11 protein-coding genes and 1 tRNA gene are annotated in these 13,465 nt (G+C 42.2%); 3 read left to right on the top strand and 9 right to left on the bottom strand.

The window, feature by feature from the left end:
• Positions 1 to 66: 66 nt before the first annotated feature.
• The 9 genes from vncS to cshA all read right to left on the bottom strand — a co-directional run bounded on the left by vncS (position 67) and on the right by cshA (position 9,549).
• Positions 67 to 1,395: a sensor histidine kinase VncS gene (gene vncS / locus FQT28_RS02710; RefSeq protein ID WP_125450291.1), complete on the bottom strand. Its 1,329-nt coding sequence runs from the start codon at positions 1,393 to 1,395 to the stop codon at positions 67 to 69.
• On the bottom strand, positions 1,392 to 2,048 hold the full coding sequence (vncR, locus tag FQT28_RS02705; RefSeq protein ID WP_000697942.1) for a response regulator transcription factor VncR: 657 nt from the start codon (positions 2,046 to 2,048) through the stop codon (positions 1,392 to 1,394). The genes vncS and vncR overlap by 4 nt, the downstream gene beginning before the upstream one ends.
• Positions 2,049 to 2,297: 249 nt before the next feature.
• Positions 2,298 to 3,677 carry an ABC transporter permease subunit Vex3 gene (vex3, locus tag FQT28_RS02695; RefSeq protein WP_042902562.1) on the bottom strand — a complete coding sequence of 460 codons (1,380 nt, stop codon included), beginning with the start codon at positions 3,675 to 3,677 and terminating at the stop codon, positions 2,298 to 2,300.
• Positions 3,678 to 3,727: 50 nt separating this feature from the next.
• A complete protein-coding gene (gene vex2, locus FQT28_RS02690) occupies positions 3,728 to 4,375 on the bottom strand; it encodes an ABC transporter ATP-binding subunit Vex2 (RefSeq protein WP_000173736.1) in 648 nt (215 codons plus the stop codon).
• 126 nt (positions 4,376 to 4,501) lie between these two features.
• Positions 4,502 to 5,779: an ABC transporter permease gene (locus FQT28_RS02685; protein ID WP_125450292.1), complete on the bottom strand. Its 1,278-nt coding sequence runs from the start codon at positions 5,777 to 5,779 to the stop codon at positions 4,502 to 4,504.
• A 380-nt stretch (positions 5,780 to 6,159) separates the two neighbouring features.
• A tRNA-Leu gene (locus FQT28_RS02680) sits at positions 6,160 to 6,245 on the bottom strand.
• An 80-nt stretch (positions 6,246 to 6,325) separates the two neighbouring features.
• Complete coding sequence (locus FQT28_RS02675) at positions 6,326 to 6,901, bottom strand: cysteine hydrolase family protein (protein WP_143989337.1); 576 nt, start codon at positions 6,899 to 6,901, stop codon at positions 6,326 to 6,328.
• Entirely contained in the window at positions 6,901 to 7,689 is a 789-nt protein-coding gene (codY, locus tag FQT28_RS02670) for a GTP-sensing pleiotropic transcriptional regulator CodY (RefSeq protein WP_004243007.1), read from the bottom strand. Before codY ends, FQT28_RS02675 begins: the two co-directional genes overlap by 1 nt.
• 282 nt (positions 7,690 to 7,971) lie before the next feature.
• Positions 7,972 to 9,549, bottom strand: coding sequence for a degradosome RNA helicase CshA (gene cshA / locus FQT28_RS02665; protein WP_143989336.1), 1,578 nt, complete (start codon positions 9,547 to 9,549; stop codon positions 7,972 to 7,974).
• 349 nt (positions 9,550 to 9,898) lie between these two features.
• On the opposite strand from cshA, the gene FQT28_RS02660 reads away from it, so the two are divergent.
• The 3 genes from FQT28_RS02660 (at position 9,899) to gatD (ending at position 13,440) form a co-directional block, all read left to right on the top strand.
• Positions 9,899 to 11,215 (top strand): FAD-containing oxidoreductase, encoded by a 1,317-nt coding sequence (locus FQT28_RS02660; protein ID WP_143989335.1) that lies wholly within the window; start codon positions 9,899 to 9,901, stop codon positions 11,213 to 11,215.
• Positions 11,216 to 11,314: 99 nt separating this feature from the next.
• Positions 11,315 to 12,658, top strand: a complete 1,344-nt coding sequence (murT, locus tag FQT28_RS02655; RefSeq protein WP_143989334.1) for a lipid II isoglutaminyl synthase subunit MurT — start codon at positions 11,315 to 11,317, stop codon at positions 12,656 to 12,658.
• Positions 12,658 to 13,440 (top strand): lipid II isoglutaminyl synthase subunit GatD, encoded by a 783-nt coding sequence (gatD, locus tag FQT28_RS02650; protein ID WP_000263172.1) that lies wholly within the window; start codon positions 12,658 to 12,660, stop codon positions 13,438 to 13,440. Before murT ends, gatD begins: the two co-directional genes overlap by 1 nt.
• The last annotated feature ends 25 nt before the right edge of the window (positions 13,441 to 13,465 follow it).

Genomic DNA, 13,465 nt, shown 5'->3' with positions numbered 1-13,465 from the left:
GCTAGTTTTTCCCATACTTTAGATTGAATTTCTTCTAGCCCAATCAATGTAAACCCTTTCTTTCCCTTAGTCTTGCACGACTTTAGGATAACGTATGAAAAAGGTCAAGCGATCATCTTGCATCTCAAAATGATAAGGTAATTTCTCATGTTCTAATAAACTTTTGACCACAAAGAGTCCCATCCCCGAACCCTTGGCCTTGCGACTGGCATTTTCAGAAAAAGACTGGGCCAATTTTTCTTGTTCTTCAGGACTACAGCTATTCTCGATAAAGAGTTCCCCTTCTCTTTCTCCGATACGGATCAAGCCGCCTAGAGTGGAGTGCTTGATAGCATTACTGATGAGATTCGATAGAATTAGTTTCATGACAGATGGGTTTATGTAAGCCTGCTGATGGGTCAAGCGATTGTCTATCTGAAGTTCTTTCTCCTTGGCGAGCAAAGCATAATCCTTGACTAGACTTTGTGTCATCTGAAGGAGGTCAACCTCTTCTTTCTCCTCTCGCAATTCCTGTACAGAAGAAAGAGACAATATCTGGAGAACGTGGTGACTGAGGTCGTCCACAATCCCCAAGGCAACTCCAAGATAGTGGTCTCTATCCTTATAACGACCGATATTTTCTTTCATATTTTCGATTAGGATTTTCAAACTAGCCAGTGGAGTTTTCAATTCATGAGAAGCCCCTCGTAGGAACTCAACCTTCATCTTCTCCAGCTGGAGAATGGCTTCATTCTTGTCATGCAAGTCCGCAATAACTGTCAAAAGATGCTGGTAAAGGCTATTGATTTGTTCCTTGAGATCACCAATTTCATCCTTAGAATCCACGCGCAATCGCACTTGAGCATCTAGGTCCATCATCCGACGGGTCACCCGCTTGATTTCCAAAATCGGGGCAACAATGGTCCGAGCATAGATGTAGGCCACCAAGAGGGAAATCAGAAAGGATGCCAGTAAGGTATAGGGGAGAAACTGGAGACTAATCTGCTCTGCTTCCTTTTGCAAATCCATGGAAGACAGAAACTGGAGAGTCATGGTGCCACCGTCTTGCGTTTTCACATCACGCTCCTCAATGAAGAGCGAAGTTGTCTGGCGAGCTGTATCTAGTGGAAAATTATCCTTGACTTCTAACTTATCCTCCGTCATCTCTCCCTTGACAGCTCCTTTGATATCACTGGTCTGGGAATACAAGTCTAAGACTTGCTCAATATTCTGCCTATCTTTTCCATCCAGGGACTGGGCAATGGCTGTCGCTTTCTGGCCAATGGTTTCCTGACGGTGGCTCAGATAAGTCGAGGGAAAGAGAAAATAAATGGCTAAATGAAGACAAATAACCAGAACACTAAAAATAGAGAAGGTATAGATAAATATCTTTGTAAATAAACCTGTTCGTTTCATTTTCGCTCCAATTTATAACCAACATTGCGCACAGTGAGGATGCAATCCAAGTCTAGCTTTTTCCGCAGTTCCTTGATATAGACATCAATAACACGGTCAAAGGGGACCTCATCTGTCGCCTTCCAGACAGCATCGATAATCTGAGAACGAGTCAAGGCCCGGCCTTCATTTTTCACCAGATAGTCCAGAATTTCCAACTCCTTGGCATTGATGGCCACTTCTTGACCTGCTAGGCTTGCGCTGTAACTCTCAAAGTCCACCTTGGTATCCTTATAGGAGAAGACTCGTCCCGTATCGTAGTATCGCTTGAAAATCGCGTCTACCCTCACTTTTAAAAGGGAGAGGGAGAAGGGTTTTTCCAGATAGCCGTCTGCTAGAGAGGCAAAGGCACTCATCTTGTATTCCTCATCCTGAAAGGCTGTCAGCATCAAGACAGGAACCTGACTGGTCTTACGAATCTCCGCTAGGACTTCTAGGCCATTAAGCTTGGGCATCTGGATATCCAGTAGTACTAGAGCAACTTCATAGCTGGAAAATTTTTCCAGAGCTTCTTGACCGTCCGCTGCCTCAATGGTTTCATAACCACAATCCGTCAAATAGTCACTGATCCCCTCACGAATCATCTCTTCATCTTCTACAATTAAAATTTTCATAGAAAAAACGTTTCACATTCCTTTAAATTTCTTGTAAATCATCTCTGTTTCATCCTGATAGGAAGAGTCCTTATACTCAATGAAAATCAAAGAGCAAACTAGGAAGCTAGCCGCAGGCTGTACTTGAGTACGGCAAGGTGAAGCTGACGTGGTTTGAATTTGATTTTCGAAGAGTATTATCAAGATGAAATAGATAAAAATGCTACCTATATTATACCCCATTTAGGGGAGAATAGGTAGCAAGTTTTTTTATTCGCTATCGAGCAAGAGCTCTTTTGGTTGTTTTCTGAGGAGATTGCTTGAAGCAAGCGCCATAACGAGAACCACTAGAACCAAGGCAAGGACAAAGACGATGATGAAGTCTGATGTCTGAATAGAAATATCTAGGCTCGACAAGGTCTTGCTAAAGCCGTCTACTTCTGCACCACCACCAAGATTAGAGGCTTGAGCTGCCTTGCTGGCTTGCTTGGCAACACCTGAAGTAACATTGGCAAGGACGGTGTTTCCGATTGCACGAGCTGTATAGTTGGCTAGGAAGTAAGCAGAAACGAGAGCAGGGATAGCAATCAAGATTGATTCTGTGATAAATTGACCCAAGATACTTGCCTGCTTGAGACCGATAGAGAGGAGAATTCCCACTTCCTTGCGACGGGCATTGATCCAAAGACTGAGCAAGAGTGCAAGGAGAAGAACTGAGAAGCTCAAGCTACCCCAGAAAAGGAGGTTGGCCATCTTGTACATACCAGAAATGGATTGCTCTAGAGCTGGGTAGTTAGAGGAACTCTTCACAAGTGTGTAGCTCTTCCAGTTGATACCGCTGATGCCATTCAACTCTTTCATGACGTCATCCAAGTTCTTGTCCGCTGTTACAAAGAAAGTTGCGTCCCCATAAATGGCTGTGTCTTCTGTGTAGCCATAAAGTTTAGCAGCCGTATGGATGTCTGTGATAGCAGTATTTTCGTAAAGTTCTTGTGAGTAGGTGACTGCCGACTTATTGTGACCATCAAAGAGTCCCTTGATTGTCACTTCGACTGTTTCCTTGGCTCCTTTTTCATTGTCTGCATCATAGACATTAGAGTCCAATTTGACCTTATCTCCAACTTTCCAGCCATGTTTGGCTGCCAAGTCCTTGTGCATGAGAATCTTGTCCTTGTCGTCGTTAGTTAGGTGCTCACCTTCAACCAGCTTATATGAGCCAGAGACAAACTTATCTTCTTTAGAGGAGTCATTGACACCTGTAATCATCAAACTACTTCCAAAACGCTTGGCACGGTCAGCAGTGAGATTTTTCTTGGTTTCTGGTGTTTCGATGAGGTCATATCCAGTCAAATCTCCGATAGCATTGATGCGTTTAACATAAGACTCGATGGCCTTATTTTCGGTGATTTTTTTGATATCCTCACCCTTGATATTTCCAGAACCACGTGGCGTTCCTTGATTGACGCGACGATTGATTTGCATGGAGAAACTATTGGTGATATTTTTAAAGGTCTCCTGAGAAGCCTTGGCTGTAGCTCCCTTGATCGACAAGCCGACCAAACTCAAGCTCGCCATGAGGAGAATAATCAGGAAGATAACAATCGATTTGAAAAACTTCCTTGTAACATAGGCAAATGCGTTGTGTAACATAGGTTCCCTTTCTAGATTTGATTTTATAATTCTATGAAAACAAGCTCATCTTATTTTGTAGTATTGCGAGTTTCAGTTAGTTTCTTATTCTTCAATTCAAGTGTAATATCTGACGCTTGTGCCACTTCTTTACTGTGGGTGACGACGATCACACATTTACCTGTTTTCTCGGCAAGTGATTTGAGCAGTTCGATAATATCTCCAGCAGTTTTAGGATCCAGATTTCCTGTTGGCTCATCAGCTAGAATAACCGGAGCTTCTGATACCAAACTGCGAGCGATGGCTACACGTTGTTGTTGACCACCTGATAACTGGAGAACATTCCGCTTGATCTGACTTTCATCCAAACCAAGCTCAAGAAGCGTATCCTTGCTTGCCTTTTTGTTGACCAAGCGGATATTTTCCAGCGGAGAAAGATAATCTATCAAGTTATAATTTTGAAAGACCAGGGAAATATGGTGCATACGATGGTAAGAGTATCCCTTGTTCCGAATGTCCTCTCCTTGAAAAAGGATAGAACCTTCAACAGGGCTATCTAGACCAGCCAGTAGAGACAAGAGAGTGGATTTTCCAGCTCCTGACTCACCAATGATACTATAAAATTTTCCAGGTTCAAAATTATACTTGATCTGATATAAAACTGCCTCAGCAGTGTTCTTATAACGGTAGGTAACATCTTGCAATTGTAATAAAGTCATGATTTCTCCTTCTTATACTCAATGAAAATCAAAGATTAAACTAGAAAGCTAACCGCAGGTTGCTCAAAGCACAGCTTTGAGGTTGCAGATAAGACTGACACGGTTTAAAGAGATTTTCGAAGAGTATTAACTAATAGATGATAAAATTTCCTTAGGCGATTTTCTAAATAAGAATAGGAAACAAAGGGCTACAGACAAGCAACCAATCAGGAGCAGAAATACATAGGATTCTACAAAGGATAGGAGACTGGTTGATAGACCGCTTGCTTTGGCCAGCGTGTCCTGTAAGGTTGCCTGATCTCCACTGGCTAGTACAGTTTGGAGTAGATAGGATGTAATGGCGTTTCCTGCAACAAATGCTGGAAGCAAAGCTCCGAGAGATACCAAAACTACCTCTAAACAGAACTGGAGGAAGATCGAACTCTTGCCTTTTCCAAGTGCCAGAAGAATTCCCACTTCGTAGACCCTTTCTCTCAACCAGAGGGACAAGACCAAAATTAAGGCTCCTGCTCCTGCTATCAACATCCCATAAAGGAAGATGGTGAGGAAGGTTTGGAAGGTTGCAACTGAGTCTTTGATTTGTTCAAAGGCCTTGTTTTCCTTCTCAACTTGGTAACCTTGACTTTCTAAAGCCAAGTTTTCCACCTGCTTCATGAGTCCGTCCATTTCCTTAGGATTTTCTACATAGAAGCGCGCTGCACTGACTTGCGGTTCACTATTTCCCAGAAGCGTTTGGCTGCTTTCATAGTCTGTAAAGACCTGGTTTTCACTGAAGTCAGAAGACAAGCCTGTGAACTTTTCTTGTTTTTTACCAGAAAAGATGCCTACAATCTCAAACTCTACTGTTTGCCCTTTTCCAGCTTCGGACTGACCAGCATCCAAGCCAATCTTGTCATGAAGCGAAAGACCGTTCTTCTTAGCCAACTCTTCGTGAATAAGGATTTTCTTAGAGTCTCCTTTTTGAAGGTGTCGCCCTTCTTTTAGATTGAAAGCCGAACTGGTAAAGGTGACATCCTTGGATGAATCTTCAAGAGCCGTTAAGCTAACCAAGTTCTTGTCCGCTGCTGACAAATCATCGCGTTCGACACTCTGCTCACCACTCACCGCTTCCTTGTCTTTCAGTTTTGCGACCGTTTCGAGTTCAGGAGAGACATTTTCCAGTCCCTTAATCTTGCTCACGGATGCTAGGTCAGACAATTTGAAGGTCTGTCCATTTTCTATCTTTTTGATAGAAAAAGATGTATTGAGTGATTTGTAAAGATTGCTTTCTACTGTTTTGTTGGACTTCATCAGAGTCAAACAGGCTGAAATTCCTGCCAAAAGGACAAATAAAATCAGAAATAAAATAAAACTTCTCAGTCGTTTTCTGCTGACATAAGCCCAAGCTCTTTGGATTGGATTCATTTGTCACCTCCATATTTGTAAGACTATTATAAAATCCAAATATGAAATGTTTATGAAATCGAAAAATTTTTTTGAAAAAAACAAAAAAGCTAGCGAACGCTAACTTTTCTCATATAGAATGCATTTTATCAATCAAAAATATACTCCATTTTATAAATGCTGGCACCGTCTTTCAGCTTAGTATTTTCCCATCTCCTAAGTTCTTCATTTTCTGACTTGTGTCTGAGAAAATTCTGAACAAGACCAAATGGAAAAAAACGGTTCAAACTTTCTCATAAAATAATAGTTCTTGATGCCCAATACCTTCCGATATCCAAAATGCGTCCTCTAGCCTTCTTTTTAAAAATAAAAAGAGCTAGCCAAAGCTAACTCTTATCCTATGCGGAGAGAGGGACTTGAACCCTCACGACCTAAAGCGGTCACAGGATCCTTAGTCCTGCGCGTCTGCCAATTCCGCCATCCCCGCGTCGATTACTTTACTAGTATATCAACTTTCAAAATCTTTGTCAACACTTTTTTCAGATTTTTTTCATTTTTCCAAGGGAATCATTCTTTAATTTCATCAAGATTTTCATCCAACAATTTGGCTCCCAGAGTATTCTTAAAATGTCCAAGAGCAAACTGATGATTTTCTGGCCAGATGGAAGCAACCGCAGGCTTGACAACCTCGATTTGATAACCTAAATTATAAGCATCAATAGCCGTATGGAGAACACAAATATCTGTCAAAACACCAGTTAAGATGACTGTATCAACTCGACGTTCTCGCAAGCGGATATCTAGGTCCGTACCTGAAAATGCTGAATAGTGACGCTTGTCCATCCAAAAGACACGACTATCCGCCTCATGCTCAGCATAAAAGTCAGCTAGGGGGCCATAAAGGTTACGCCCACTAGTTCCGATGATGTTGTGTGGTGGAAAGAGCTTGCTTTCTGGGTGGAATGTATCCTTCTCCTCATGAGCATCAATGGTAAAAAAGACATAATCCCCACGTTCAAAAGCCAGTCTGGTCACCTGATTGATTGCCTCTGATATGGCTTGAGCAGGAGCACCTGCTGTCAATTTCCCCTGATCTGCTACAAAATCCTCTGTATAGTCAATCGAGATTAAAGCCTTTACCATTAGTAGTCCCTCTTTTTCACTTCCTCAAAGATATCTGAAATCAATACCTTGAGATAGGTTCCCTTCATTCCTAGTGAACGGCTTTCAATAATTCCTGCCGACTCTAGCTTACGGAGAGCATTGACGATCACTGAGCGCGTGATACCGATACGGTCTGCAATGACAGATGCAGTCAATTGTCCTTCATTTCCATTTAGCTCAGATAAAATAGCTGAAACAGCACGAAGTTCTGAGTAGGAGAGGGTATTGACTGCCATAGTTACAGCAGTACGGCGACGGATATTTTTCTCATCTTCTTCACGTTGGAAGTTCAAGAGTTGAATCCCTACCACTGTACTCGCAATCTCAACAAGAATCAAATCCTCATCTTCAAATTTCTTATCATTGCGCCAAATAATCAAGGAACCTAGGCGAATCCCTGATACATGAATGGGAGCAATGGTTGTCAAACCATCTGGAAAATCCGCACGGCTCTCTACAGGAAAAATGGTCAAATCATGTTCAATAGGAAGATTGGCTTCCGTATCGTAGATCATGTTTGCCCCTTGTACATAGTCATCTGGGAACGTCTTGGTTTGGAAAAACTGCTCTACGCGATCTGTATTGGTTTTATAGCGCATAAAATAGCCCAAAAGTCGTCCCTTGCTATTGACAATACAGGCATTGCAATCAATAATGTCTGCTAGTTGACGTGTAATGGCATTGTATGGAAGTTCATCCTGCATTTGCTCTTCAGAGCGTTTTAAAATTGATGTAATTTTTCTTGTCTTTTCTAATAAATGTGCCATTTTTCACCTCGCATTTAATCGCTATCATTATAACATAAAGAACCTGAAATTTCAATAATTATCTGAAAATTGCTTATTGAATTGCAATTTTTAAAAGCAAAAATATTTTATAGAAATAGCAATTTTTTATTGACATTCTGTTTTGATTTTTATATAATAATATTATAAGAAGATGGATTAAAGTTCCCCTTCCCATCTCACCTTTCCTTTACTTTTATACATCTTCTTTTACTATCGGTCTCCTTATATATAAAAGCGATTCACACTGTGAATCGCTTTTTCCTATTTGTCTCCCTTGTTACGAATAACAAAGCCTGTTTTCTTTTCACTTGAAGTGTTGCGAGGTTTTTTATTGTCTCTATTACGGTAACGTCTGTCTTTATCAAAACGATCGTTCCCACGACTGCCTTTCTTGAACTCATCACGACGACCATTGCCACGGCGATCACGGTCTCGACGGTCGTCCCCACGACGGCCTCCACGACCTCCCTTAGTTTTGCCACCGAAGCCATTACCTGATGGTTTAAATGGTAGTGGTTTTTCACGCGCAATCTCCACTTCTGGAAGGCTGTCTGGATCTTGGACTGTCAGACTCAAGATATACATAGCCAATTCTTCTGGACTAAATTCTGCAGCTAACTTACGAGCATCTTTAGTAAATTTCTCAAAGTTTCCACGAATAGTTTCGTCTGCAAAATCACGTTCGATTTTCTTGAGAGCTACTTGTTTCTTAGCTTGGAAGGCTTCTTCTGCTGTCGCTGGTTTCAAGCCTTTCATGCGTTTCTTAGTCAAGTTTTCAATAATTTGAAGGTAGCCCATTTCATTTGGTGCTACGAAAGTAATAGATTGACCTGACTTACCAGCACGACCTGTACGACCGATACGGTGAACGTAACTTTCAGGATCTTGTGGAATATCGTAGTTGTAGACGTGGGTCACACCTGAGATATCCAAACCACGTGCTGCCACGTCTGTCGCAACTAGAACATCAAGATTCCCATTTTTAAAATCACGAAGGACACGAAGACGTTTATTTTGGTCCAAATCACCATGAATTCCTTCTGCACGGAAGCCACGGATTTTAAGTCCACGAGTCAATTCATCTACACGGCGTTTGGTACGACCAAATACGATAGCAAGTTCTGGTTGTTCAACATCCATCAGACGGGTCATGGTGTCGAATTTTTCTTGTTCCTTAACACGGATATAGTACTGGTCAACCAATTCTGTTGTCAATTCCTTGGCAGCAATCTTGACATGCTCAGGCTCTTTCATAAACTGAACACCGATACGTTTGATAGCATCTGGCATAGTTGCTGAAAAAAGCAAGGTTTGACGATTTTCAGGGACACGGGAAATGATGGCTTCGATGTCTTCAAGGAAGCCCATGTTGAGCATTTCATCCGCTTCATCAAGGATGAGGGTTTCAATGTCTTGCAATTTCAAGGCCTTGCGTTTAATCAAATCCAAGAGACGGCCTGGTGTTCCTACCACGATATGGGCACCTGATTTAAGGGCCTTGATTTGTTTCTCAATGCTGGAACCACCGTAAACTGAGCGAACTTTCACTCCCTTGCTACGGCCAAAGCGGAACAATTCCTCTTGGCTTTGAACAGCAAGTTCACGAGTTGGAGCGATGACCAAGGCTTGGATGGTCGCTTCTTCTGTGCGGATTTTTTCAAGGGTTGGCAAGCCAAAGGCTGCGGTTTTCCCTGTACCAGTCTGAGCTTGACCAATAACGTCTTTTCCCTCAAGAGCCAAAGGAATAGTTTGCTCTTGGATAGGACTTGCTTCTACAAATCCAGCTTTTTCAATCTCTGCTAGCAATTCAGCAGACAAGTTAAATTCATTAAATTTCACGTTTTTCTTCTTTCTAAAGGTGGTGCGAAGCCACCCTATAGGGCTTTAGTTTATACTTTTCTTTTCATGACGTATCTTCTACAAAAAAGAGATACCATGTTGCTTCTTTTCCACGAAAGAAAAGTACTGGTTTCTTTGCAACCCATCTAGTATAACACAAGAGAGGGGCAAAAGATAGTAGAATCCATTAGGAAAATCATGTAAACGATTTTCTAATAGTAATGTGGCCTGAAACTGGTTTTTCAAAGGATTTGAAGGGACCATTTCAAACTCACTTCACTTCCCGTAGCAGATTTGTGCAAAAAGTGTTTTCTTATGCTAGAATGAAAATCGAATAGGAGGACTATGAATGTTAACATATGATTTAATCGTTATTGGATTTGGTAAAGCTGGTAAAACACTAGCTGGGAAACTGGCTTCAGCTGGCAAAAAAGTTGCCCTCGTTGAACGTAGCAAAGCTATGTACGGTGGAACTTGTATCAACATCGGATGTATCCCAACTAAAACCTTGCTAGTTGCTGCTGAGAAAGACTTGTCTTTTGAAGAAGTCATTGCTACCAAAAACACCATCACTGGCCGCCTCAACGGTAAAAACTACGCTACTGTTGCTGGTACAGGTGTCGATATCTTTGATGCGGAAGCTCACTTCCTTTCAAATAAAGTCATCGAAATCCAAGCTGGTGATGAAAAACAAGAACTGACTGCTGAAACTATCGTCATCAATACCGGTGCCGTTTCAAACGTCTTGCCAATCCCTGGACTTGCTACAAGTAAGAATGTCTTTGACTCAACAGGTATCCAAAACTTGGACAAATTGCCTGAAAAACTTGGTGTACTTGGTGGCGGAAATATCGGTCTTGAATTTGCTGGTCTTTACAATAAACTTGGAAGCAAAGTTACAGTCCTAGATGCCTTGGATACTTTCCTACCTCGAGCAGAACCTTCCATCGCAGCTCTTGCTAAACAATACATGGAAGAAGACGGTATTGAGTTGCTTCAAAACATCCGTACTACTGAAATCAAAAACGACGGTGACCAAGTCCTTGTCGTAACTGAAAACGAAACTTACCGTTTCGACGCCCTTCTCTATGCAACTGGACGTAAACCAAACGTAGAACCACTTCAACTTGAGAATACCGATATTGAACTAACGGAACGTGGTGCTATCAAGGTTGACAAACACTGTCAAACAAATGTTCCTGGTGTCTTCGCAGTTGGAGACGTCAACGGTGGACCTCAATTTACCTACATCTCACTTGATGACTTCCGTGTTGTCTACAGCTACCTTGCTGGAGATGGCAGCTACACTCTTGAAGACCGTCTCAATGTGCCAAACACCATGTTCATCACACCTGCACTTTCACAAGTTGGCTTGACTGAAAGCCAAGCAACAGATTTGAAACTTCCATACGCTGTGAAGGAAATCTCTGTTGCTGCCATGCCTCGTGGTCACGTAAACGGAGACCTTCGTGGAGCTTTCAAAGCTGTTGTCAATACTGAAACAAAAGAAATTATTGGTGCAACTATCTTCTCAGAAGGTTCTCAAGAAATCATCAACATCATCACTGTTGCCATGGACAACAAGATTCCTTATACTTACTTCACAAGACAAATCTTCACTCACCCAACCTTGGCTGAGAACTTGAATGACTTGTTTGCGATTTAAGTTGAGACTGATTTGTTAGCTAACAGCCCTCATCGGGCTGTTTTTGCTTCTGCGAAATCTCAAATCTATCTTTTCCCTCTTTTATGATATAATAGAAACATGAAATTAAAAACTACTTTGGGCCTCCTAGCTGGGCGTTCATCTCACTTCATCTTGAGTCGTCTTGGTCGTGGAAGTACGCTCCCAGGAAAACTTGCCCTTCAATTTGATAAAGATATTTTACAAAATCTAGCTAAAAACTACGAGATTGTCGTGGTCACTGGAACCAACGGGAAAACCCTGACAACTGCCCTCACTGTCGGCATCTTAAAAGAGGTTTATGGTCAGGTTCTGACCAATCCAAGTGGTGCCAACATGATCACAGGGATAACGACAACCTTCTTGACTGCCAAATCGTCTAAAACTGGGAAAAACATTGCCGTTCTCGAAATCGACGAGGCCAGTCTTTCTCGTATCTGTGACTATATCCATCCTAGCCTTTTTGTTATCACTAATATTTTCCGTGACCAGATGGACCGCTATGGTGAGATTTACACAACTTATAAGATGATTTTGGATGCCATTCGTAAGGTGCCTACGGCTACTGTTCTTCTAAATGGTGATAGCCCCCTATTCTACAAGCCAGCTATTCCAAATCCTGTACAGTATTTTGGTTTTGACTTGGAAAAAGGGCCTGCCAAACTGGCTCACTACAATACCGAAGGGATTCTCTGCCCTGACTGTCAAGGCATCCTCAAATATGAGCACAATACTTATGCCAACTTGGGTGCCTATATCTGTGAAAATTGTGGTTGCAAACGTCCTGATCTCGACTATCGCTTGACAGAACTGGTTGAGTTGACCAACAATCGCTCCCGCTTTGTCATTGACGGACAAGAATATGGTATCCAAATCGGTGGACTCTATAATATCTACAATGCGCTAGCTGCGGTTGCCATTGCTAGATTCCTCGGTGCGGATTCACAACTCATCAAGCAAGGATTTGACAAGAGCCGTGCTGTCTTTGGTCGTCAGGAAACCTTCCATATCGGTGATAAGGAATGTACCCTTGTCCTCATCAAGAATCCTGTTGGTGCGACTCAAGCCATCGAGATGATTAAACTGGCTCCTTATCCATTCAGCCTATCTGTTCTTCTTAATGCCAACTATGCAGACGGAATTGACACTAGCTGGATCTGGGATGCGGACTTTGAACAAATCACTGACATGGACATTCCAGAAATTAACGCTGGTGGTGTTCGTCATTCTGAAATCACACGCCGTCTTCGTGTGACAGGCTACCCAGCTGATAAAATCACTGAGACAAGCAATCTGGAGCAAGTTCTCAAAACCATTGAGAACCAAGATTGTAAGCACGCCTATATCCTGGCTACCTATACTGCCATGCTGGAATTCCGTGAACTGCTGGCTAGTCGTCAGATTGTTAGAAAGGAGATGAACTAATGGTTTATACTTCACTTTCCTCAAAAGCTGGCAACTACCCTTATCAACTCAACATTGCCCACCTCTATGGAAACCTCATGAATACTTACGGGGACAATGGAAACATCCTTATGCTCAAGTATGTGGCTGAAAAACTGGGAGCTCATGTAACAGTTGATATCGTTTCACTTCATGATGATTTTGATGAAAACCACTATGATATTGCCTTTTTCGGTGGCGGTCAAGACTTTGAACAAAGCATCATCGCAGGCGACCTGCCTGCTAAAAAAGAGAGCATTGACAACTACATCCAAAACGACGGTGTCGTTCTCGCTATCTGCGGTGGTTTCCAACTATTGGGCCAATATTATGTTGAAGCTTCAGGTAAACGCATCGAAGGGCTCGGTGTCATGGGCCACTACACCCTCAACCAAACCAATAATCGCTTTATCGGTGATATCAAGATTCACAATGAAGATTTTGATGAAACCTACTATGGCTTTGAAAATCACCAGGGCCGTACCTTCCTCTCAGATGACCAAAAACCGCTGGGACAGGTTGTCTATGGAAATGGAAACAACGAAGAAAAGGTCGGCGAAGGGGTTCATTATAAGAATGTCTTTGGTTCCTACTTCCACGGACCTATCCTCTCTCGCAATGCCAATCTAGCTTATCGCCTAGTCACTACTGCCCTCCGGAAAAAATACGGTCAGGATATCCAACTCCCTGCCTATGAGGACATCCTCAGCCAAGAAATCGCTGAAGAATACAGCGACGTGAAAAGCAAGGCAGACTTTTCTTAAAGAAATGAAAGCTATATCAAAGAAC

Source organism: Streptococcus oralis (assembly GCF_901543815.1).
In the GTDB taxonomy this organism is placed as follows: Bacteria; Bacillota; Bacilli; order Lactobacillales; family Streptococcaceae; genus Streptococcus; species Streptococcus oralis_CM.
The sequence above is the reverse complement of the archived record's forward strand: the minus strand, read 5'-3'. Positions and strand labels throughout refer to the sequence as shown.